Origin of the sequence: Rariglobus hedericola, from assembly GCF_007559335.1 — a bacterium.
Taxonomy (GTDB): Bacteria; Verrucomicrobiota; Verrucomicrobiia; order Opitutales; family Opitutaceae; genus Rariglobus; species Rariglobus hedericola.
Genome location: NZ_VMBG01000003.1, coordinates 173,903 through 196,480, shown reverse-complemented (window position 1 = coordinate 196,480; position 22,578 = coordinate 173,903). Strand labels below are relative to the sequence as shown.

Sequence of the window (22,578 nt, the reverse complement as noted above, 5' to 3'; positions counted from 1 at the left end):
GACACGATGCATGTCGTTTCAGTCATCATGGCAAAAGCTCCGTTTCGCGTGCAGGTGGTGGCGGAGGAGACGCAGGGGTATTTCCGCGACACGGTGCTCGGGGCGCGGCGTTACGGGTTTTCAACGGGGCGCATGGTGTTTGCCGATCGCTGGCTGGACCATGAACTGGCGGGTGATTTGAAGAAGCTGGTGAAGCGTGACGGCGTGCAGGGGATTGTGGCGGCGATCCACACAGAAGCCACGGAGCGGAGGTTTGCGTCGCTGGGTATTCCGGTCGTCAACGTATCGAATTCCATTCCGCGTCCGCGGTTGCCGATGGTGTCGCAGGATGATGTTGCGGTGGGTCGGCTGGCTGCGGAACACCTGCGCGCCTGCGGCTGCCGTGCGCTGGGCTTTTGGGGACAACCGGGCTCGGGTTACTCGGATGAGCGGTTGACGGGATTTCGTGCGGCGGCGAGGGAAGCGGGGCTGGTGTTGAGCATCGATGGATGTGCTGATCGCGCCCCGGAAACGTATGCGTGCATGAAGGCCTGGCTCGCCAAGCAGGCGCGGCCGCTGGGGTTGTTTGCGGTGCTCGATTCGTATGCGTTGTCGCTCATGCGCGCGGCGAAGGAGCTGGGCTGGCGCGTGCCGGAGGACGTGGCGGTGCTGGGTGCGGGCGATGAGGATTTCTTGGTGGAGTTTGAGAGCGTGCCGTTGTCGAGCGTGCGGCTGCCCGCGCGACAGATCGGGCACGAAGCGGCGGCGTTGCTCGATCGTATGATGACGCGCGCCACGCGGGCGGCGAAGGGCGTGCGTTTGCCGGGTGCGGAGATCGTTCCACGGAGGTCGACGGATGTGATTTATGCGGAGGACGAAGCGGTGGGAAGAGCCGTGAGATTCATCCGCGAGCAGGCGGAGAAAAATCCTTATGTGGGCGACGTGGCGAAGGCCGCGGGTGTGTCAGTCGTGGCGTTGCAGACGCGGTTCCGCGCGGCGCTGGGGCGCACGGTGCTCGAGGAAATCCAACGCGTGCGGGTGGGGCGGGCGCAGGCGTTGCTGGCCAATTCGGATCTCGCGATGTCGGTGGTGGCGGAGCGTTGCGGGTTTCCAAATTCGCAACGGTTTAGCGTGCTGTTCAGGCAGATCGCGGGAGTGTCGCCGGGAGTTTACCGGCGGCAGTTCAGCAAGCGGTGAATGCAACTGATGCGTCCGCCGGTTAAGACGAGGGCAGGCGAATGAGCAGGCGCCGGACGCCCTCGATCGGGAGTTCGTCCAACGGGCGAAGGTTGAGGGAGCTGCGGGTGGCCAGGATGGGGCGCACGGCGGGATGCGTGAGGATGGGACCGCTCACTCCGGCGCGCAACGTGTCGAGGTGCCAGCCGGCGAAGAGTTTGGTGGTGACCATCTCGGCGAGTTGCAGGAGCGCGGTGACGGATTCGGCGACGACCTGATGCGCGGCGTGGTCGCCTTCCTCGGCGAGGCGCAGGAGGCCGGGGGCGAGGCTGGAAATCTGGCGGTTGGGCTCGGGGTGTTTGTAGAAGTGACGCGTGATGGCGGCGGAGTGAACGAGGCCGGTGTGATCGCGCACCAGCGTCGAGAGACTGGTGGAGAGCTGCCAGCCTTGGAGCTCAAGGAGGGCTTTGCTGATGGTGCGGCGACCGAGATCGTAGCCGCTGCCGGGATCACCAAAGCGCCAGCCGGTGCCGCCCGCATAATGCAGGGAGCCGTCGGGGGCTTGGGCGGCGATGAACGAACCGGTGCCGCCGTGGAGAACGAGACCGGGACGGCCGCCGGTGGCGATTTCGAGCACGGGACGCGAATCGTCGAGTGCGGAGACTTCGCCGAAGAGGCCGCCGGCATTGAGTGCCTCGGCGGTCTCGCGCCAGAAGGCGGGCGCACCGGCCATGCAGAGCAACGTATGGGAGACGGGGTGATGCGCGGCGAGCGTGCCGAGCGCTTCCTCGAGGGTGATGCGCGCGTTCTCGGGGCCGTTGCTGTTGGGGTTGCAACCGGTGGTCACGCGACGCGCGACTATGTCACCGCGGTCGTCTATCAAGATGAGGTCGGTCTTGGTGCCTCCGCCATCAACGCCGATTTTCATGTGGGGTAAGAGAGGAAACGGAAGGGTTTAACACAGAGGTCGCGGAGGGCGCAGAGAGAACAGAAAGGGACTCTGTGATCTCTGAGTCCTCTGCGTTGAGAAAGCGTTATCCGATCAACTTGCTGAGGCGGGTGCGGTATTGTTTGGAGAGCTCGATGTTGGCCTCCATGCCGCCGGGAATGTTTTGGCTGGTGACGAGCGGCATCGGGTGGCCGTGGGTTTTTAACCAGTCGAGGACCTCGAGGGTGAGCAAGTTGAGCAAGGTGGCGCCGATGAGCGTGGACGTCGGGCCGGCGAAACGGCCAGGGGTGACCTCGGTGATGGCGTCGCCGGTGACGCCGAGGTTGTCCAAGGTGTAGTCGGCGATGGCGTGCAGGTTCTTGCCGCCGGGGTGGACGGTTTTTGCGGTCGTGCTCATCTCCAGCGACGTGAGGGCGATCACGGTGACACCTTTTTTCTTGGCGTAGAGGGCGACCTCGATGGGCGACGCGTTTTTGCCGGAGTTGGAGATGACGACGATGCTCTCACCGGCTTTGAAATGGTAGTGGTTGTCGTAGCGTTCGGCGAGGCGGGTGCCGTAGCCGACGACGTTCTCGGAAAAACCGTAGCCCGGGTCGATCAGGCCGGTGACGGGCATGAGGCCGCCGGCGCGACCAATGATCTCGCGACCGATCAATTCGGAGTGCCCGCTGCCGAACGTGTGGAGCACGCCGCCACCGGCGATGGACGCTCCGATTTGCGGCGCGACGGCACGAATGACCGGCATGTTTTGGTCACGCGCACGGTTGAGGGTGGCGGTGGCGGTGGCGAAGTAGGTGTCGGCGAGACTCACGGAAATCGTCGGTTATTAAATTTTAGGAGAGAATGACTAAGGCGGGTTTGTAACTTATTAAGTTACAAACTGGGTTGGCGGTCGAAGGCTTGGGGACGCGGGGCTTTAATAGAAGAAGGCGACGCTGATGGAGCCAAAGACGGAGCGGTCGTCCTGGCCGCGGAACTCGATGGTGCGGTAGGCCTGCGCGTAGGTGAATTGCCAGCGCGTGGTGCCGATACCGAGGCCGGCGTAGAGGTCGGCGACGAAGTTCTTTTTGTCCACTGAGGCGCTGTCGCGGAAGGAGTTTCCATCGAGCGTGATGTCGCGGGCGACGGCGCGTCCGTCGGAGGCGGCGAAGACGAAGATGTTGAACGGCGGACGGCGGAGGCTGTTAGAATCTCCCGAGGGACGGATGAGATTGCTGCCGAAATCGGCGGGCAGGGCATAGCCCGCGCGCACTTCAAAGCCGGCGTTGGCGTAGGTGAATACATTGCCGAGGCTCAGGCCGGCGTGGGGAATAAAGTCGGCGCCCCAGCCGCTGCGCGCATCGGCGGTGGACCAGCGGTATTTGCGTTCGTAGACGAGGTTCAGGCCGGGTTCGTCGTGGATCTGGTTGTCCCAGCCGTTGGCGGTTTCAACGCCGATGAGATTATGGAAATTATTCTGAAACTCCGGGCCGAGCGCGGAGGGACCGACCATGCCGCCGGTGACTTCAAATACATCGAGGCGGGCGCGGCCACCGACTTCGGCGGGCGGATGATAAACTTGAAATGCGACACCGAGGTAGAGCCACGCTGCGTAGGGACGGTCGTTTGGCTGGTAGGTGGCGATCTGGGTGTCTTCGGGCGTGTAGATGTTTTGACCGAAGGAGAGGCCGAGCTTGTAGGGCAGGTCGTCGGTGATGAGTCCGCCGAGAAGACGCGAAAGGCCGCGAATGGGTTTCGGCACGGAGTCGTCGGTGAAGCTGCGCAGATCCGTGGACAGCACGGAGAACTTGAGGCCGTTGGTGTAGTGCTCGTCGGTGCCGGCGAAGTATTTGTCGTTCTCGGTATAGAGCGTGAACGAACCGAATCGGAGCGGCTCGTGGGTGACGGGAACGGTGACCGTTTCGTCGGGAGCGGCGGCGCGGGCAACCAAGGCGGAGAGTGCGGCGAGCAGGACGAAGGCGGAGGTTTTCATGAGGTTAAGATTCCCAACGTCCGTAGATGCCGCAGGGGAGGACCTTGCCATCGGCTTTGATGGGCAGGCCGACCTCGCCGCCGGTGATGGTGCCGCCGCGTCCGCTCATAAGTTCGGTGAGAAGATTCACGACGACCGTGGGCGAGAGGCGGGCAGTGTAGGCATTGATGAGGAAGAACAGCGGTTTCTCGGTGAGGAGTTCGCGGCACTCGGTGAGGAGCGGCCAGAGGTGTTCTTCGAGTTTCCACATCTCGCCGGTGGCGCCGCGGCCGTAAGTGGGCGGGTCCATGATGATGGCGTCGTATTTTTTGCCGCGCTTGAGTTCGCGGCGGACGAACTTGAGACAGTCGTCGGTGATGAAACGGATGGGCGCATCCTTGAGGCCGGAGAGAGCGGCGTTTTCCTTGCACCACTTGACCATGCCCTCGGCGGCGTCGATGTGGGTGACGCTGGCGCCGGCCTTGGCGGCGGCGCAGGTGGCGGCACCGGTGTAGCCGAAGAGATTGAGAACGTTGATCTCACGACCTTTGGCGCGCGCGGCTTTGATGAGCGCGGACGACCACTCCCAGTTGACTGCTTGCTCGGGGAAAAGGCCGGTGTGTTTAAAAGACGTGGGATGGATGCGGAACGTGAGGCCGAGCGACTGGTATTGGATCTGCCAGGAATCGGGGAGGGGCTTGCGGTTTTCCCAGCGGCCGCCGCCTTTTTCGCTGCGGTGATAAAAGCCATCCCAGGCTTTCCACTCGGGGCCGCTGCGCTTGGGCCAGATGATTTGCGGATCGGGGCGCACGAGGACGACCTCGCCCCAGCGCTCTTGCTTCATGCCGTCGCCGCAGTCGAGCAGCTGATAATCCTGCCAACGATCGGCAAGAATGAGGGAGGGGCGTTGCGTGGAATCGGCGGGCATTCTGGGTCGAAGCAACGCGGACGCCGGTGGGGTGTCGAGTGCCTTTCCCGGCTGGTAAATAATCACCGCCGCCGCCCGTGGATGAAGGTTTGACGGATCGGGTATGCGTTGGCGTAAAATAAACTTTCCTATGCAGACTCGTAACCTCCTCCCTCTCGCCCTCGCTGTGCTGTCAGCGTTCCTTTCAAACCCAGCCCGTGCGGATGTCGTCGAGACGAAGAGTGGTTCCCGTTTGATCGGTAAGGTCACCCAGATTGACGGCACTTCGATCACGTTGAGCACCGACTATGCAGGCAGCCTGACGATCAAGCAGTCGGAGGTCACCCACGTGCAGACCGACACGCCGCTTTTCGTGCGTCTCTCCGGCGGCACCGTGATGGCGGGCACGGTCACGCCGACTCCTGACGGCAAGATCCAGATCAACGGTTCCGACGGCGTTATCATCACTTCGGTGGACAAGGTCGCCGCGACGTGGGCCCCCGGTTCGGTGGATCCCGCGCTGGCCGCCTTGGAACCCAAGTGGAGCTATGAGGCCACCGCCGACATCACTGGCAAGACGGGCAACAGCGAGCAGTTCGGCACCGCCATCAGCGGTCGCGCCAAACGGGTGACTCCGACCGAAGTGCTTCAGTTTTATACGGCCTACAACTATCAGAAGTCCGATGGAGAGACCTCCGACGACCGTTTCAAGGCCGGCATCGACTACGCCAACAACTTCTCGGGCCGCAAATCGTGGTATGTGCGCGACGAGGCCGGCTTCGATCGCGTGAAGGACATCGAACTCTACAACATTGCCGCGACCGGTCTCGGCTACGACTTCATCAAGAAGCCCAAGCAAATCCTCACGGCCCGTATCGGTTTGGCGTTCCGCTATGAAGGTTACGAAAACCCCGCCACCGAGGACGTGAAAAGCTTCGGTTTGGACTCGGGTCTGCACCATGAATACACCTTCAAGGATTCGAAGCTCGTGAACGACATCACCTTCGTTCCGGCCTTTGATGATTTCACCAACTACCGCGCGACCCACGAGTCGTATTTCGAAATCCCGCTGATGAGCCCCGTTTGGAAACTCCGCCTGGGCGTGAGCAACGACTACACCAGCCGGCCCGGCTCCGGTGTGGAGAAGATGGACACGACCTACTTCACGCGCTTCGTGCTCAACTGGAAATAAGCCGCCTGTCCGGCGTTGTTCGTCGCCAACCCCGCGCCCGCCAAGGCGCGGGGTTTTTTGTGTCCGAAAGAAAGGGGTTTTCTTCTGCACCGCTCTCGGGTGCAGTGGGCGACCATGCCGTCCAAACCCATTCCTGGTTCCACCGGAGAAGTGCTGACCACGCTACCGTCGCCTTATGTGCCGCATCCGGCGACTGGTTTGCTTTATCTGCCGCGCTTCCTGGCCAAGTGCGCCTATGTGAAAGCCCACGGTGCGCTCCCCGCCAGCTATGCGAAGAACTACAAGCGCGGGCTGGACCGCTTCCTTTGCATGCACCTCGGCATCGACCCCGCGGCGGTGGAGAAAATCGTTTTCGAATCCTCGACGACCGAGGAAATTGAGGCCGGCTTAAAGGCCATCCTTCCCGCCGATGTGCGAGCGGTGAAGTGGAACCGCGAACTGGCCCAGAAGGGCATGACGGTCGCCGGACGTGAGTTTTTAAAGGAAGCGCTGACCAACATGGGCTGCGCCGACCGCGCGGAGCAGATCATCAGTGTGCCGGACCTGATCGACTTCGACGAAGGTCGCATCGAGTGAAGCCGGACCCCTTCTACCCATTGCTTCGCACCTTAAAACGCCTACATTTCCCTCATCATGGTCAAAGGACAGAAAGTCGTCTGCACGAATGACAGCTTCACGGCGGTCATCCGCGCCATCTACAAACAACTCCCCGCGAAGGGTAACACCTACACGATTCGCGAGGTGTTTCTCGGTCGTGAAAAAGTCGTCAAGGGTGGCGACAGCGCGACCGTCGGCCTGCTGCTCAACGAACTGGTGAACCCGCCGGATCCGTTCCACGCCGGCCAGCAGGAGCTGGGGTTTTCGTCGGAGCGGTTTGCCCCGCTTGAGGAAGTGCCGGCCGAGCAAGCCGAGGAAGAACTCGAGGGCGTCGGCGTGGGCGGAGACGAAAAGGGTGGCGGCTATTGGATGAACTGACAGCGGGCGGGGAGGCGGACGGTCGGTTCGTCCTCCCTTGGAAAACGGACAATAAAAAGGCCGCCCGTTTTACCGGGCGGCCTTAGCCATAAAAAAAAGCAACGAGCGGGGCTCGTTACTTCTTCTTGGCGACGGCCTTCTTCACAGCCTTCTTAGGGGCGGCTTTTTTGACGGCTTTCTTAGCGACAACTTTCTTAACGACTTTTTTGGCTTTGGCCATGGGATGTGGATGTTTTTGGTTCTGGTATTTACGCTCGAAGAGAATCCCCGAGCGCTTGGCGCACTATGCGCCGCGCAGCGACAGCATCAGTGAGCGTATAAGAATTGCAAGTGTCCAGTGAGCGCAAACGCAGGATTTTGCGGATCATCGGCGGACGTGCGGAAGGCGTAATTGAAAAATGGATACGTCTCGATTTTCTCCTCTGAAAAACACATAAAACGACTTCGCGGCTTGGCGTTGGACACGGCGCGGCGGCTTTGCCAGGATCGGGTTTGAGAAAAATATTTTCAAATATGAGCACCGATTCACCCCGTCCTGCACGCATTGAGATCTGTCGTTTCCCGGCCGGCAAACGCATCGCCGTCACCACCAGTTTTGATGACGGCCATACGTTCGACCGCCGCATCGTCGAGGCCTTCAACGCATGGGGAATCAAGGGCACGTTCAACCTCAACTCGAGCAAGCTGCAGCGGACTGGCAAGGCGGCGGTGGATGCTCCTGGAGCGACGCGCACCAACCTCGATGCCTCCGAGATCGCGGAGCTTTATCGCGGGCATGAAGTCGCCATCCACACGGTGACGCATCCGTGGCTCGACCGGCTTGATGCTTCGCAGATTGCGACGGAGGTGTTGGATGACCGGAAGGCACTCGAGGACATCGTCGGTTATCCGGTGCGCGGTATGGCTTATCCGTTCGGCGCGTATGATGCGCGGGTGATCGAGACGCTGCGAGGACTGGGGGTTGTTTACAGCCGCACGTGCGAAAATGCGGCGAATTGTTTCCCGCCGTCGGAGCCGCTGGCGTGGGCGAGCACGGCGCATCAATATGCGTCAAATCCTACGGTGCCTGAACGATTTGCAGCGCTGCATGGCAATGCGCGTTACTCGGGAGTGTTCTACATCTGGGGCCATGCGTTCGAGTTCTTCGACAAGAACGACTGGGAGGGCATCGAGCGCATCTACAAGCCGCTCTCCGGCCATGCCGACGTGTGGTATTGCACCAACATCGAGCTGTTCGATTACGAGGAGGCGAGGAAGCGCGTGCAGATCGCGGCCAACCGTGCGACGGCGTTTAATCCGAGTGCGCTGACCGTGACGTTGAACGTGGACGGCAAGCTCGTCGACGTGCCGCCCGGGCAGTTGGTGAAGCTGGGGTGAGTCGCCGGCCTAACGATACTCGATCCACTCGGTGGACGTGTATTGTTCGGTGAGGCCGTCGTGTTCGCCCTCGGCAAACTCGGGCCAGGGCGTGGGCACGGCTTCGGCGCCGAGCGTGGTGGCCAGGCGGGCGGTGAAGGCTTCCTCGAAGGCGTCCCAGTCCATCGTCGGAGCGAGCACGGTCTTGGCGATGCTACCTTGGAAAAGCAGGCCGTGCTTGGTGCGTTTCTGCGCGGCGCCCGCGACCTTGGCGCCGGTGTCGGCGTGGATGACGTCATAGAGTTCGGGGCGCGTGAAGCAGACGGTCGGACCGGGTTCGCAGGCAGCGCCTTCTGCAGCGGGCTCGCAGCGTTCCTTGAGGATGACGGGCTGGCCTTGGTCGCGTAGGGCGGCGGTGAGGTCGGCGTGGATCTGGCGGTAACTCTCCGTGGCCCGCGCGTCGTAGAGCGCGTGGCCGCGCGGGATCACGAGGGCAAAGGTCCAGTCGTCGCGGTGGTCGACCACGCCGCCGCCGGTGGGGCGGCGGGTGAGGTCGAGGTGTTCATCGGGCGCGAGGGTGGCGAGTTGTGCGCGGACGTAGGCGATTTTCTGGCTGTAGCCGAAGGTAAAGGCGGGGCCGCGCCAGTCGTAGTGACGGAAGCGGGCGTGCGTGCTTTCGGGGTAGCGCTGCAGCAGAAGGAAATCCGCCGCCATGTTTTCGGCGGCTCCCGCGGTGCGCGTGGGCAGCAGATCTAAAATCATGCGCTGAAATACCACGCGCGATAGGCGGGTGGGATGATGAACTGGTCGAGTTGGGCGGCGAAGGTTTCGATGGGCGTTTTGACCACGCCGGCAAGAGGTTTCAGGTCGAGGGCGAGGCTGGCCTGGCGCTTCGAGGCGGCGCGTGGATCGCCGTCGCGGGTGATGGTTTCGAGCGGGGCGGCGGTGTCGCTCAGCTTGAAATGCGCGCGGATGCGGCGGGCGAGTTCGTAACGCGATAGGGTGTCGGCGCCGGCCCAGTGAAACACGCCGCGGGCGTCGTTGCGCTCGAGCAGCTCGACCATGAGATCGGAGAGGTTTGAGGCGGTGCAGGGTTGGCGGAATTCGTCGGTATAGACCTTGGGGGTCTTGCCGGCCGACCAGTCGGCAAAGAGGCGTTCGTGGAGGCTGCGTTTTCCGGTGAGGCTGTTACCGGTGAGCAGCGGGGCGCGGAGCGTGATGGCGAAATCGGGCGCGGCGGTGTGGACGAGGCGTTCGCTTTCGACCTTCTGGCGGGCGTAGAGGTTGATCGGTTTGACGGGGCTTTTGACCGTGTAGGGCGCGGGGCTCGTGCCGTCGAAAACCTGTTCGGAGGAGAGGTGGACCAGACGTGCGCTGAGGTGATTGGCGAGACGTGCCAGCGTGGCGGGCAAGGCAACGTTGAGGGCTTGGGCGCGGGCCGGATCGGCATCGCACTGGGCGGGCTCGGAGATCGCGGCGCAGTTGACGATGGCGTCGGGAAACAGTTCGAGGACGGTCGCGGTGAGCGCGGCTTCGTCGGTGAGATCGGCGGTGCGTTGGGCGGCGAGACCGGGGACGGAGCCGGGGTGGTTGCCGACGAGGCCGGTGACTTGATGGCCGCGGCGGGTGGCGGCTTGGGCGAAGGCGCTGCCGACAAGACCGGAAGCACCGGTGAGGAGGATTTTCATGGCGGGGCGGGGTTCAGGCTTTGCTGCGCGGGCGGGCGGTTTTGCCGTCGAGCAAGGCGCGCACGGTGTGCAGGAGCGTGCTGAGGGCGTAGGGCTTGACCAAGGTGGCCTGAGCCTCGCGGGGGAGCCAGGCGAGGGGGGCGATCGGGGTGCTGTCGGTGGCGAGTATGCGCAGGTCCGGGTGGGTGGAGTGCAGGGCCTTGGCGAGCTTGAGGGAGTCGGCCGGTTGCAGGTTGCCGATGAGAAGATGGATGGGCTTTTTGTGGCGGCGGGCGAGCAGCTGGGCTTTCGCGGGCGAGCCGCTGGCGAGGACGGTGTAGCCGTCGGTCGTGAGAATACCGGCGACCATTTTGCCGACGACCGGATCGGCCTCGGTGATGAGAATGGTTTCGCGGCCGCGGGTAGAAGGAAGGGGGCCGGGTGAGGTGGGCTGCGGGTCGGCGGGCTCGTTTACCTCGGGGAGCAGAATCTCGAAGGTCGAGCCAAAGCCGGCGGCACTGCGCACGCTGATGTAACCGCCGCTTTGCTGGACCACGCCGTAAACCAACGCGAGGCCGAGGCCTGTGCCCTGCCCGTGCTCCTTGGTGGTGAAGAACGGCTCGAAAAGATGGGCCTGCGTTTGTTCGTCCATGCCGCGGCCGTTATCCTGAACGCAGAGTTGCAGGTAGCGGCCGGGGGGCGTGTCGCCGGCGCGGGCGTGAAAACGGGAGTCGATGAGGCGATTGGCGGTCGTGATGGTGACGCCGCCGCCTGGGGAGAGGGCGTCGCGCGCGTTGAGGGTGAGGTTGAGAAGGACCTGTTGGAGCTGCGACGGATCGACGAGCACGTGGTCGGTCGTGGCGTCGAGGGCGAGGGCGATGGATTTGCCGGGGCCGAGGAGCTTGGCAAAGATACCGGCGTTGTCGCGGACGAGCTGGTTGAGGCTGACGACCTTCGGGTCCATCGTCTGGCGGCGGCTGAAGGCGAGCAACTGGCGCACGAGGCCGGCGGCTTGCAGACCGGCGCGGTGGATCTCGCCGACCTCGCGCGTGGCTTCCTTGCGGACGGACGGCTTGCTGCCGAGGATCTCACAGTAGCCGTTGATGACGGAAAGGAGGTTGTTGAAATCGTGGGCGACGCCACCGGCGAGACGGTTGACCGCTTCGAGGCGCTGCGAGTGGATGAGAGCTTCTTGCAGGCTGCGCTTGGCAGTCATGTCGCGGTAGGTGATCGCGACATGGGTGATGGCCCCGCGGGCCCCCGCGACGAGACTGAACGTCCAGGTGGTGTAGAGCCGGGTGCCGTCACGGCGCGTGAGATAGCCCTCGCCGGTGAACGTGCGGCCCTGGCTGGCCTTGCTGCGCCAGCGACGCAGATCGGTGAGATGGCGGGTGTCGGTGTGCAGGAAACCGTGCGGATGCTGGCGCAGTTCGGCGGCGGACCAGCCGGTCATCGTGCAGATGCTCGTATTGACAAATGCGATACGAAAACCGCCGCGTTGCCAGCGGCCGTCGGCGATGATCACGCCCTCGCCGAGGGTATCCAGGGCGGCGGCGCGCAAACGTTCCGAAGGGCGTGCGGGTGAGCGCAGGCGGGTGGTTTTTTTGGGGCTAGGCACGGCGGCTTCAGGGAGCGAGACGCTCGACGATCCAGGTGCCGTCGGTTTCACGGCGGTAGCGCAGGCGGTCGTGCAGGCGGCTGCGACGGCCCTGCCAGAATTCCACGGTTTCCGGAGCGAGGCGGTAACCACCCCAGGCGGGCGGCAGCGGGATCTCGGCGCCGGCGTGTTTTTTTTCGAGGGCCTTCATCGCGTCTTCGAGGACAGAGCGGCCGGTGATGATGGAGCTTTGCTGCGAGACCCAGGCGCCGAGCTGGCTGGCGCGCGGGCGGCTGTGGAAATACGCGTCGCTTTCCTCGCGGGTGATTTTGGCCAGCGTGCCCTCGATGATGATCTGGCGCTCGAGCGCGATCCAGGGGAAGAGCAGCGAGGCGCGGGGATTCTCGGCGAGTTCGCGGCCTTTGCGGCTCTCGTAGTTACTGTAGAAAACGAAGCCGCGGCCATCGACGCCCTTGAGGAGAACGGTGCGGGCGGAGGGGCGTCCGTCTTTCGTCGCGGTGGCGAGCGTCATGGCGTTGGGCTCGACGAGCTTGGCGGCCTCGGCTTCCTGAAACCACTTGTCGAACTGGCGGAACGGATCGCGCGCGAGGTCCTTCTCCAGAAGGCCCGAGAGGCTGTAATCTTTGCGAAGGTCGGCGAGGGACATGAGTGCGATTAACGATGCAACGCGGCGGCGGACTGTCAAAAATCATCGCGTGAGTGCGCGAATATCGGAGGCCCACGCGGGGAATTGCGCGATCAACGTGTCGCGGTCGCCCAGCTTGAATTCCTGCTCGTCCCAGCCGGGCGACATGGTGCAACCGAGCAGCGCCCAGCCGTGCGTTTGCGGGCCGGGGGCGAGGCGGGCGCCTTGCCAGTAATGAGGCGGGACGATGAGTTGTGGGTGTTGGCCGGCGGTGGGGTCGCTGCCGAGGATGTGTTTCTCGTTAAGGTCGAAGTAATCGTCGAGCATCACGTGTTCGACGGGATCGCCGGCGTAAAAATGCCAGATCTCGTCAGTCTCCAGAAGATGCAGTGCCGAGAATCCGTCCGGCGTGATCAGGAAATAAATCGCGGTGCCCGCCGCGCGTCCGTTGGCCAGTATGGGCGTGCTAACATACGTCTGGCGGAAAAATCCCCCTTCGTTGGGCAGCGGCTCAAGCTTCAGGGTGGCAATGATCTCGGCAGCGGTGGGCATGCGTGGATGTTTATCGCCTCGCGCGGCGTGGCAACACGTCTAGTTTTCGGGGCGATGTCGCCCTTTGATTATATTGATGCCCACTCCGACGACCTGATTGAGCTGTTACAGCGATCGGTGCGCATTCCCACGGTGAACCCTCCCGGTGATCACTATGACGAGATCACGAATCTGCTGGCCGCCGAGCTGACCTCCGCGGGGCTCAAAACCCGCCGGTTTCCCGTGCCGCGTGCGTTGCTGAAGCAAACCCTACCCGCCGATCAGCACGGTTATCCGCGTTACAACGTCCTCGGTAAACTCGCCGTGCGCGGCGCGAAAAAGACGGTTCATTTTAATGCCCATTACGACGTGGTTCCCGTGTCGGGCGACTGGAAGCATGGCAGTCCTTTCAGCGGCGCGGTGGACGCCGGCTGGATTTACGGACGCGGCACGGCCGACATGAAGGGCTCGCACGCGGCGCTGTTACTCGCACTCCGCGCGCTCAAGGCCACCGGCACCGCGCCGAAGATGAACGTCGAGGTGTCGTTCACGGCCGACGAGGAAACTGATTCCGAACTCGGCGCCGGCTGGCTCGTGAAACACGCGCCGATCCGTCCCGACTACGCGATCGTCATGGAAGGCGGCGAGGGCAACGGCATCTGCTGCGGCCATAACGGCGTGGTCTGGCTCAACGTCACCGTGCACGGCAAGGCCGCCCACGGCAGCCGTCCCGACCAAGGCATCAACGCCCTCGAAAAAATGTCCGCGCTCGTGCGCTCGCTCGACGCTTACAAGCGCGTCCTCACCAAGCGCACATTCACCTCGCCCGACGGCGTCGTGAAGACACCCACCATCAACGTCGGCGGCATGTTCGCCTCCGGTCCCGGCGGCAAAATCAACACCGTGCCCGCGCTCGCGAGTTTCTCCATCGACCGCCGCGTGCTGCCGGTCGAAAGCGTCGCGGCAGTCGAACGAGAGCTGCGGGCGTTTTTGCGCGACGCGGCCAAGGCGATCCCGCAGTGCCGTATCACGGTGGAGAAGGTTTCGCACAACCACCCGTCGTTCACGTCGCCCGACGATCCGTTTTTCACCGCGATGGCGGAGTGCGTCACGCAGGTGCGTAAACAGAAGGGCGTCTTCCGCACGTCGTATGGTTTTAACGATATGCACTTCTTCTCGCACCACCTGAAGATTCCCACGCTCGGCTACGGCCCGGGCGGGGACAACTGCCACGCCGTCGATGAGCGCGCGTCCGTGCGTGAACTGGTCGCGAGTGCGAAAATCTACGCGCGGTTGCTCACGACGTTTGCGGGTTGAACGACGAGGAAGGCGCGGGCCTTTTCTCAGCCGATCATCTGCATGCCGTCCGCCGAGCGCGCGGCCGTCTTGGTTTTATCCACGACGGCGGGGAGCGTGAGCGTAAACGTCGTGCCCATGTCGGGCACCGAGTCCACGGTGATGTTGCCGCCGTGTTTTTTCACCACGGCGTAAACTGTCGCGAGGCCGAGGCCGGTGCCTTTGTGCTTCGTCGTAAAAAACGGCTCCCAGATGCGCGGCAGGACATCGGCCGGAATGCCGCCGCCGGTGTCGGTGATCGTCACGATCACGACCGGTCCGTCGAACGGTGAACCCGAGGCCGCTCCGTTCCAGCCGTCGGCGTTTTGGGCGGCTACGCGTAGACGGCCGCCGTTCACCATGGCCTGCACGGCGTTGACGCAGAGGTTGGAGATGACCTGGTCGATCTGCACGGGGTCGGCCTGCACGGCGGCGAGGTCCGGCGCGATTTTGAGAGAGAGCTCCACCATCGAATGACGCACCGCGCCGCGCGCGGCGACGTCGATGAGCGGGCCGAGCAGGAGTTGTTGTTTTTGCGGATCCGAACCGCGGGCGAAGGCCAGCAGGTTTTTGGACAACTCCTGCGCGCGCCAGGCGGCCGATTCGATTTCGCCGGTGCGTTTGACTGCGCCGGGCGGAAGGGTCGCGCTCATCGACTGGAGGATCCCGGTGTTGCCGATGATGATCGTGAGCAGATTGCCGAAGTCGTGGGCCACGCCGCCGGCGAGCATGCCGAGGGATTCGAGGCGTTGGGCGCGGGCCGAACGTTCGCTTTCCTCGGCGAGCACGCGCTCGGCCGCACGCCGCTCTGTGATGTCGGTGAACACGCCGAAGATGCCGATGGCCGCGCCGGCCTCATCTCGGATGATATCCGCACGCACAAATGCGGGAATCACGCGGCCGTCGCGGGTCTTCACATCGGTTTCGCCGTGCCAGGAAACACCGGCGCGAATACTCGCGTGGATCTTCATCGCGACGGATTTGTCCACGAAGAGCGCGGCCGGTTCGTCGATGGAATTGAGCTCATGCACCGTGTGGCCGAACATCGCGATGTGGGCGCGGTTATGGTAAAGAGAATTGGACTCCATGTCGCCGATGCCGATCGCATCAGAGGCGCTTTCCACCGCCTGGCTGATGCGGGTGAGCGTGAGGCTGGTGCGCTCCAAGTGATCGCTGGTGCTGGCGTGCGCCCGCTCGGTCAGGCGCTTTTCGCGATGGATGCGCAGAAGCAGTCCGGCGAAAATCGCGCAGAGCAACCAAGGCAAAAGCTGGAGGATGTAGCCCACGCGATTTTTTTTATATACTGGACGCTTTGCTTTCGTGCGCAAGCGGCGGGGCGGCAAAAAGGTTGCGGATGACTGAATCGGCTTTGTGCTTGGATGACGGCTTTGTGCTGGCAGTTGGCCCTTGTTTCCCAAAAACGCGCAACCCACCCTTTACGCTTCCATTTACCATGAAAATCGACGCCACGCTGACCCCCGCCAAGCTCCAGAAGAAAGTTGACCGCGTATTCGAACTCGCCGGTCAGAAGATCGATTCGATCAACAAGTCCTGGGATCCGTCCAAGGGCACGCCCGTCTTCACCGTGAAGGGCAAATACACCTCGCGCGGCTGGACCGAGTGGACGCAGGGCTTCCAGTTCGGCATGGCGTTCCTCCAATACGACGCGACCGGCGACGAACGTTTCCTGAAGCTCGGGCGCGAGAAGACCGTGCAGCTCATGGCTTCGCACGTCTCGCACACCGGCGTGCATGATCACGGCTTCAACAACGTCTCCACCTACGGCAATCTCCGCCGCCTTATGTTCGAGGGCAAAATCCCCTTCAACCAGGACGAGCTCAACTTCACCGAGCTCGCGCTCAAGGTCTCCGGCGCCGTGCAGGCCGCCCGTCACGCGACGACCAACAACGTCACCCCGTGGTCGCCCGTCAAAGGCATGCCCGGCGTGAAACCTTCAGGCTACGTTTACTCCTTCAATGGTCCGCAGTCGCTTTTCGCCGACACGATCCGCTCGATGCGTTCACTGGTCGTCGCGCACCAGCTCGGCCACTCGCTGATGGGCGAGGGCGACAAGTCCATCAACCTCCTCCACCGCGCCATCGAGCACGCTGCGACCACCGCGCGCTACAACGTGTTCTTCGGCGAAGGTCGCGACAGCTACGATGTGCGCGGACGCGTTGCGCACGAGTCGGTCTTCAACCGCAACGACGGCCAGTTCCGCTGCCCGTCCTCGCAACAAGGTTACTCGCCGTTCACCACGTGGACGCGCGGTGCCGCCTGGATCATCGCCGGTTTTGCCGAGCAGCTTGAGTTCCTCGACACGGTCAAAGGTGCCGAGCTCGATGCCGTCGGCGGACGCCGCGCGGTCACCAGCCTCTTCCTCGAAACCGCCATGGCGACGAGCGACTACTACATCGACGGCTACTCCGCGAAGGATGGCATTCCGTATTGGGACAGCGCCGCGCTCAACTGGGCCGCACTCGGTGATGTTTCGAAAAAGAACGCCGATCCGTTCAACGCCTTCGAGCCGGTGGACAGCTCCGCCGCCGCCATCGCCGCGCAAGGTTTCCTGCGTCTCGGTAGCTGGCTTTCCGCCAAGGGCGAAAAGGCCGCTGGCAAACACTACACGCAGGCCGGCCTCACCGTCGCCAGTTCGCTGTTCTCCGACACTTACCTGTCCGCCGATCCAAAACACCAAGGCCTCATTCTTCACAGCGTTTATCACCGTCCGAACGGTTGGGACCACATCCCGAAGGGCCAGAAGGTTCCTTGCGGCGAGTCGTCCATGTGGGGTGATTACCACGCGATGGAACTCGCGCTCCTCATCAAGCGCATGGGCGAAGGCGATTACCTCACGTTCTTCTGATCCGTCTGGATTTTCACGCGACGGCTCACTCACGGCGGCTCCTTTGGGGGCCGCCTTTTTTGTGGAAACACCACGTGTCGCGTTGCGTCCGGCCAGAGTAAACAGCCACCGGATACCGGTTGCTAATAAACGGCGAAAACTGCTTTCGCTGCGGCCAAACGCGCCCGCCTGAGGAATCGACATTGCCAGTCGCTCATCGCTGCGCCTGCATGAATGGCAATCCGAACGAACCTATCGCCATGAGCCATATTCTCCTCGTTGACGATCATGTCGAGCTGCTGGCGGTTCAGCAGGAATTATTGGAAAATGCAGGTCACACCGTCGTGACCGCGGTCAATGGTTTTAAGGCGCTCGCGGCAGTGGCCGTCGAGTCGTTCGACCTGGTCATCACGGATATCATCATGCCCCGCAAGGAAGGCATCGAGACGATCATGGAGTTAAAAAAACTTCAGCCGCATCTTAAGATCATCGCGATGTCCGGCGGCGGCCGGATGGATGCGCGAGATCATCTCGAAATGGCCGGCAAGCTCGGCGCGGATTACACGCTGAGGAAGCCGTTCAACGAGCAACAGTTGAGCCAGGCGATCAACATAGTCCTCGCGTCTCCGGGCGCGCCTCCCGCTTCGTCGTAACGCTGCGCAGCGGGGTTAGAGCGGGGCATCCTGCAACACCTGTCGCAGCACCTTCAGCAGCGTGCCGGCCGTGTAGGGTTTGGGCAGGAAGTGCCGCACTCCGGAGCCGGCGGCCTTGGCCACGTCGCCGTTGGCGGTGATGCCGCTCGCCGCGATGATGTGGATGTGGGGATTGATCCGGGTGAGCGCCTGGATCGTCGCCGCGCCGTCCATCACCGGCATCATCATATCAGTGAGCACGACCGCGATGCGTTCGCGTTGCACGGAATAAAGCGCGACGGCCTCGGCTCCGTCGGCCGCCGAAATGACACGATAGCCGAAGGTCTCCAGAGTCTGCTGCGTGATGTCACGGATCGACGCTTCGTCGTCCACGACGAGCACCAGTTCACCGTGGCCGCGCGGCAGGTCGTTGGCTTCGGCGGTGAGGGCTGGGCTGTCGGCCGAGGGCTTCGCGGGAATATAAACGCGGAAGCGCGTGCCTTTGCCCGGTTCGCTGTAAACGCGAATGAAGCCTTCGTGGCCCTTGATGATCGCGATCGAGGTCGAGAGCCCGAGTCCGGTGCCTTTGCCGACTTCCTTCGTGGTGAAAAACGGATCGAAAATCTTGTCGATGATGTCCTGCGGAATACCGGTGCCGGTATCCTCGACTTCGATGGCGACGTGCGGCCCGGCCTTGGCCTCGATGTTCATGGCGGCATAATGCGCATCGAGGTGGATGTTCTCCGCCAGGATCGTGAGCCGGCCGCCGTCGGGCATGGCGTCGCGCGCGTTGACACAGAGATTGAGGAGCACCTGGTGGAGTTGCGTCGGGTCACCCATGAGCGGCCAAAGGGCGGAATCGACCGTCGCGCTGATCTGGATGTTTTTGGGAAACGTATCCTGGGAAATTTTCTCGATGTCGTGGATGACGTGTTTCAGTTGAACATCCACGCGGCGCCCTTCCATGCCGCGGGCGAAGGAGAGCACCTGGCCCACCATGTCGGCGCCGCGGCGGGCGCTGGTCTCGACGGTTTTCAGGAGCGAAAGCTTGAGCGCGTCGCGTTCGTTTAATTTGAGCAGGTCGATCGCCATGATCACTGGCGCGAGCACGTTGTTGAGGTCATGCGCGATGCCGCCGGCGAGGGTCCCGATGCTTTCCATGCGTTGCGCGCGGAGGAACTGGTGCTCGAGTTTCTTTTTCTCGGTGATGTCGGTGTTGATCGCGAGGATGGCGCTGGGCGTGCCTGAGTCGTCGCGGACGAGTGTCCACCGGCATTCGACGTTGAGGCGCAGGCGCTGCTTGTTGATCTGCTGGAGCTCGCCGACCCATTCGCCCTTGGTTATGACGTGCTGCGTGGCCTCCAGAAATGCCGTGGGGTCTTCGTAAAGCAGTTCGGCGATAGAGCGGTCGATGGCCTCTTCCGCCGTCCAGCCATAGAGCCGTTCGGCGCTCTTGTTCCAAAACGTGATGTGGTGATCGAGGTCGCGCACGAGGATCGCGTCCTGAGCTTTGTCCAGCAGCGCGGCCTGTTCGCGCAAGCGCGAGTCGACCTGCTGGCGCTCAAGCTCCGAGGAGGCGCGGGTCGCGAAAATCTGCAGCGTGGAGGCAATGAAATCGGTCTGCTCGAGCGGACGGTGAAACAACACGGCCATCACGCCCACGGGTTCACCCGCCGCGGTGATCAACGGGTGTCCGACATAAGCCTGCGCACGGAGGTCGGCCATGAGGCGGCTCGCCGGGAAACGCTGCTGTGCGTCCCGTTCGACGACGCAAGATTGGCCCGTGACGGTTAGCTCGCAAGGAGCGCCCGACAGCGGGTAAGCGAAGTTTTTGCGCCGGTGACCGTCAACGATGACCGACAACGTGCGGGCGAGGGCGGGATTGGCGGGATCGATCATCGCAACGACGCCCACATCCGCGCCGAGGGCGGCGACCATGCTCTCGGTGAGTTGATCGAAGAAGGCGCCGCCGATCGCGGCCGAAACGCTGCGGGCCATCATGAAAACGGCCTCCTGGGTTTTCCGGCGTTCGACGCGGGCGCGGATGATGTTGAGACCGAAGGCGAGATCGTCCGCGAGTTGTTGCAGAAGGGTGATCTCATCCGTGCCGACCACGAGAATATCTGAGGAGTGCAGGCTGAGCAGACCGCGCGTGCGGGTCTCGTCTCGCAAGGGCAGGCAGATGACGCTGCGCGAGCCGTGCTTGCGCGCCAGGCTGCGCGACAAACCGAAGCTGCCGTCCTTGTCGATGTCGTCGCAGAAGACGGCTTGTCCGCTACGAATGGTGCGTCCGGCCGGACCGCGTCCGGTGGGCACGTTTTCATCCCAGCTCGGTTCGATCTCGGCGAGGTAGCCGTGTTCTGCGCCCGCGTGCGCGACCGGGCGGACGGTCTTGCCGGCGTCCTGCATCGCGAAGCCGACCCACGCCATGCGATAACCGCCGATCTCCACCGCGATGCGGCAGATGTCGTTGAGCAGGTCGTTCTCCGCCTCGGTGCGGATGAGGGCTTCGTTGCACGCGCTTAACATGCGCTGGGCACGATTGACGCGGGCCAGCTCGGTCACGTCGTGAGCCATCGTGAGAAAGGCGTTGCGCCCATCGAACACGATTTTGTCGGAGCTCATTTCGATATCGATGAGGCTGCCGTTTTTCTTGCGGTGACGCTCGGTGTTGGCCGCCGCGCCGGGCACGCGCAGATCGGTGATTGTCATGCTGACGAACTCTGCATCGGTGTAACCGTAGTGCTCGCAGGCCGCGGTGTTGACCGCGAGGAAGCGCAGCGTCTCCGCTTCGCAGACCCACATCGGCAGCGGATTATGCGTGAAGAGCAGGCGGTATTGGGCTTCGGACGCGGCGAGTTTTTCGCGGGCCAGTTTGCGATCGGTGATGTCCTGGAAAATGCCGTAGATGCGCTTGAGCACGCCCTCCTCGCGCTCGGTGTTGCTCGTGGTGCGCACCCAGCGGCGGTTGCCCTTGGCGGTGATCAGTTCGAGCTCGAAGTCGTAGGGCTCGCCCGCATCGATGGCCGCGGCGAGCAACCGCCGGGAATCGGGGGTGAAAAAGGCCAGGGATTTTTCCCAGCTGGGACGATAGGTGGTATTCACTTCGTGGATGCGATAGACTTCGTCGCTCCATGTGATGCGTGAGCCGGGGAATGCGATCGACCACGCGCCCATGCCGCCGATGCCGCCCGCCATGCGCAGTAATTCCGCGCTGGCGCTGGCGGACTCCTCGGCTTCGCGACGCGCGGTGATGTCCTCGGCGACCACGATGATGCTGGCGGGCTGGCCGTCTTTGGTGCGCACGAGGGAAATGCCCGCGCGTTTCCAGGCGAAGCGGCCGTCCTTTTTCATGCACCGTGCTTCGCTCACGAAATGATCGCGGTCACCGGCGAGCAGATTCTCGATCAGTTTGCGGTAATCCGCCTGGTCGTCCGGATGGAGCAGCGAGACGAGGTTGAGCTTTTGCAGCTCGGCTTCCGTGTAACCGATCGAAGTCAGATACGATGGGTTAGCCTGGGTGAACCGTCCGTCGGGCGTGGTCACCGCGATGCCCGTGGCCGCACCGGCGAACATCAATCGGAAGCGTTCTTCGCTGGCGCGCAGTTCGGTTTCAACCTGCGCGCGCAGGAGCACCTCTTTTTTTAGGTCAAGTGTGCGCCGGTTGACGCGGCGGCGGATCTGCAGGTTCCACAACAGCACGACCAAAACGCCGAACGCCACCGTCGCGCTGATTTTGAAAAGCAGGGTTCGGGTGAGCGTCCCGCCGGGAGCCGGCGGGGTATAAATAAACCCATCCAGAGAAGCGCCGGCCGGAGCCATCTTGAGATCAAAAAACGTCTGGGCGATTTGCCGGAAACGGCCGGGGTTCATGTGGCCGATCTCCACGACGTCGGGCAGGATGAACGGCTTCATGGCGGAGGCTTCCGCGAGGAGGTTTTCACGCGTGATGCCGCGGGCTTTCACGTCATCGAGCGCGAGGATGTAGTCGGCGATTTCCTCGGGATGGCGCATCGCGTAATCCCAACCCTTCAAGCTGGCTTGAATGAAAGCCCGCGTGCGCTCCGGGTGTTCGCGGACTTCGCGTTCGCTCGTGAAAAGCAGGTCGCCGTAAAAATCCACGCCGTAGTCAATCGCGCGCAATATTGCCGGTTCGATCCCCAGCGCACGCATCTTGGGTGGTTCGACCGTGGCGTAAGCCGACACGGCATCGACGCGGCCTTCGATCAAGTCTTCCAGCCGCCAGGTATGCGGCACCACGCGCAGCTTCTCCGTCGAGATTCCTTCGCGCATAAACATCGCCCATAATTGCGCCGAGCTTTGCCGATCCGACATCATGAGCTGCCCGCCCGCCAGATCCGCCGGCGTGCGGATGTTGCGATCACGCCGGCTGAGAATCACCAGCGGCGAGTGTTGGAAAATCGCCGCGCACACCACGAACGGCTTGCCTTGAAGACGCGCGAGCACGACGTCGGAATCGTTCACGCCAAATTGCGCGACGCCGTGCAGCACCGCATCCGCCGATGTCATCCCGGGCCGGCCCGGCTCGATGCGCACGTAGATGCCTTCATCTGCGTAATATCCTTTGGCCTGCGCCGCGTAATAGCCGGCAAATTGAAACTGATGCCGCCACTTGAGCCACAAGGTCACCGGTTCATCCGGCGCGGCCGGTGCCGCGGCAGCACCGAAGGCGATGATCAAAATCAGACAAATCCTGCGCAGCAGCAGACTGCACGTGAAGACGTGCGTGGAGCGGCGTTCGGAAACCGGGAAAACAGGCATAAGCGGAGTGCGCGGGAAAAGTTCAGGCGGACTTCCGGAAAACCTGCCGGGGATAACG

The 22,578-nt window shown here is 62.9% G+C and carries 19 protein-coding genes; 8 read left to right on the top strand and 11 right to left on the bottom strand.

Features of this window, described 5'->3' with window-relative positions; translation table 11 throughout:
* Positions 1 to 27: 27 nt before the first annotated feature.
* Positions 28 to 1,176 (top strand): AraC family transcriptional regulator, encoded by a 1,149-nt coding sequence (locus tag FPL22_RS16555; protein WP_144354142.1) that lies wholly within the window; start codon positions 28 to 30, stop codon positions 1,174 to 1,176.
* A 22-nt stretch (positions 1,177 to 1,198) separates the two neighbouring features.
* Here FPL22_RS16555 and FPL22_RS16550 read toward each other — a convergent pair whose 3' ends face one another.
* From FPL22_RS16550 to FPL22_RS16535, 4 genes are all read right to left on the bottom strand, one after another.
* Positions 1,199 to 2,083 (bottom strand): N-acetylglucosamine kinase, encoded by an 885-nt coding sequence (locus FPL22_RS16550; RefSeq protein ID WP_144354141.1) that lies wholly within the window; start codon positions 2,081 to 2,083, stop codon positions 1,199 to 1,201.
* Positions 2,084 to 2,189: 106 nt separating this feature from the next.
* Positions 2,190 to 2,915 carry a sugar isomerase domain-containing protein gene (locus tag FPL22_RS16545; protein WP_144354140.1) on the bottom strand — a complete coding sequence of 242 codons (726 nt, stop codon included), beginning with the start codon at positions 2,913 to 2,915 and terminating at the stop codon, positions 2,190 to 2,192.
* 105 nt (positions 2,916 to 3,020) lie between these two features.
* The gene (locus FPL22_RS16540) at positions 3,021 to 4,076 is read right to left on the bottom strand and encodes a lipid A deacylase LpxR family protein (RefSeq protein WP_162525356.1); all 1,056 of its coding nucleotides are present in this window, start codon (positions 4,074 to 4,076) and stop codon (positions 3,021 to 3,023) included.
* Between the two features lie 4 nt (positions 4,077 to 4,080).
* Positions 4,081 to 4,983 (bottom strand): class I SAM-dependent methyltransferase, encoded by a 903-nt coding sequence (locus tag FPL22_RS16535; protein ID WP_144354138.1) that lies wholly within the window; start codon positions 4,981 to 4,983, stop codon positions 4,081 to 4,083.
* 130 nt (positions 4,984 to 5,113) lie between these two features.
* Here FPL22_RS16535 and FPL22_RS16530 point away from each other — a divergent pair, with 130 nt between their 5' ends.
* The 4 genes from FPL22_RS16530 to FPL22_RS16515 all read left to right on the top strand — a co-directional run bounded on the left by FPL22_RS16530 (position 5,114) and on the right by FPL22_RS16515 (position 8,506).
* Positions 5,114 to 6,154 (top strand): DUF481 domain-containing protein, encoded by a 1,041-nt coding sequence (locus FPL22_RS16530; RefSeq protein ID WP_144354137.1) that lies wholly within the window; start codon positions 5,114 to 5,116, stop codon positions 6,152 to 6,154.
* 114 nt (positions 6,155 to 6,268) lie between these two features.
* Complete coding sequence (locus FPL22_RS16525) at positions 6,269 to 6,730, top strand: DUF5069 domain-containing protein (protein WP_144354136.1); 462 nt, start codon at positions 6,269 to 6,271, stop codon at positions 6,728 to 6,730.
* 57 nt (positions 6,731 to 6,787) lie between these two features.
* Positions 6,788 to 7,129 carry a hypothetical protein gene (locus FPL22_RS16520; RefSeq protein ID WP_144354135.1) on the top strand — a complete coding sequence of 114 codons (342 nt, stop codon included), beginning with the start codon at positions 6,788 to 6,790 and terminating at the stop codon, positions 7,127 to 7,129.
* Positions 7,130 to 7,642: 513 nt separating this feature from the next.
* Complete coding sequence (locus FPL22_RS16515; RefSeq protein ID WP_144354134.1) at positions 7,643 to 8,506, top strand: polysaccharide deacetylase family protein; 864 nt, start codon at positions 7,643 to 7,645, stop codon at positions 8,504 to 8,506.
* A gap of 9 nt (positions 8,507 to 8,515) precedes the next feature.
* On the opposite strand, the gene FPL22_RS16510 is transcribed toward FPL22_RS16515, so the two are convergent.
* Genes FPL22_RS16510 through FPL22_RS16490 form a run of 5 tightly spaced genes read right to left on the bottom strand, consistent with a single transcriptional unit; the run spans position 8,516 to position 12,947 of the window.
* Entirely contained in the window at positions 8,516 to 9,247 is a 732-nt protein-coding gene (locus FPL22_RS16510) for a lipoate--protein ligase family protein (protein ID WP_144354133.1), read from the bottom strand.
* Positions 9,244 to 10,173: an SDR family oxidoreductase gene (locus tag FPL22_RS16505; RefSeq protein ID WP_144354132.1), complete on the bottom strand. Its 930-nt coding sequence runs from the start codon at positions 10,171 to 10,173 to the stop codon at positions 9,244 to 9,246. Before FPL22_RS16505 ends, FPL22_RS16510 begins: the two co-directional genes overlap by 4 nt.
* 13 nt (positions 10,174 to 10,186) lie before the next feature.
* Positions 10,187 to 11,770 (bottom strand): ATP-binding protein, encoded by a 1,584-nt coding sequence (locus FPL22_RS16500; RefSeq protein WP_162525355.1) that lies wholly within the window; start codon positions 11,768 to 11,770, stop codon positions 10,187 to 10,189.
* 7 nt (positions 11,771 to 11,777) lie between these two features.
* Positions 11,778 to 12,416: a pyridoxamine 5'-phosphate oxidase gene (pdxH, locus tag FPL22_RS16495; protein WP_144354130.1), complete on the bottom strand. Its 639-nt coding sequence runs from the start codon at positions 12,414 to 12,416 to the stop codon at positions 11,778 to 11,780.
* Positions 12,417 to 12,458: 42 nt separating this feature from the next.
* A complete protein-coding gene (locus FPL22_RS16490) occupies positions 12,459 to 12,947 on the bottom strand; it encodes a cupin domain-containing protein (RefSeq protein ID WP_144354129.1) in 489 nt (162 codons plus the stop codon).
* A 54-nt stretch (positions 12,948 to 13,001) separates the two neighbouring features.
* On the opposite strand from FPL22_RS16490, the gene FPL22_RS16485 reads away from it, so the two are divergent.
* Positions 13,002 to 14,243 carry a M20 family metallopeptidase gene (locus FPL22_RS16485; protein ID WP_162525354.1) on the top strand — a complete coding sequence of 414 codons (1,242 nt, stop codon included), beginning with the start codon at positions 13,002 to 13,004 and terminating at the stop codon, positions 14,241 to 14,243.
* A gap of 26 nt (positions 14,244 to 14,269) precedes the next feature.
* Here the strand turns inward: FPL22_RS16485 and FPL22_RS16480 are convergent, their stop codons facing one another.
* Complete coding sequence (locus FPL22_RS16480; protein WP_162525353.1) at positions 14,270 to 15,589, bottom strand: two-component system sensor histidine kinase NtrB; 1,320 nt, start codon at positions 15,587 to 15,589, stop codon at positions 14,270 to 14,272.
* 125 nt (positions 15,590 to 15,714) lie between these two features.
* Here FPL22_RS16480 and FPL22_RS16475 point away from each other — a divergent pair, with 125 nt between their 5' ends.
* Positions 15,715 to 17,127, top strand: coding sequence for a glycoside hydrolase family 88 protein (locus tag FPL22_RS16475; protein WP_144354126.1), 1,413 nt, complete (start codon positions 15,715 to 15,717; stop codon positions 17,125 to 17,127).
* Positions 17,128 to 17,366: 239 nt separating this feature from the next.
* A complete protein-coding gene (locus tag FPL22_RS16470) occupies positions 17,367 to 17,759 on the top strand; it encodes a response regulator (RefSeq protein ID WP_162525352.1) in 393 nt (130 codons plus the stop codon).
* 15 nt (positions 17,760 to 17,774) lie between these two features.
* Here FPL22_RS16470 and FPL22_RS16465 read toward each other — a convergent pair whose 3' ends face one another.
* Complete coding sequence (locus tag FPL22_RS16465) at positions 17,775 to 22,520, bottom strand: PAS domain S-box protein (RefSeq protein ID WP_144354124.1); 4,746 nt, start codon at positions 22,518 to 22,520, stop codon at positions 17,775 to 17,777.
* Positions 22,521 to 22,578 lie beyond the last annotated feature (58 nt).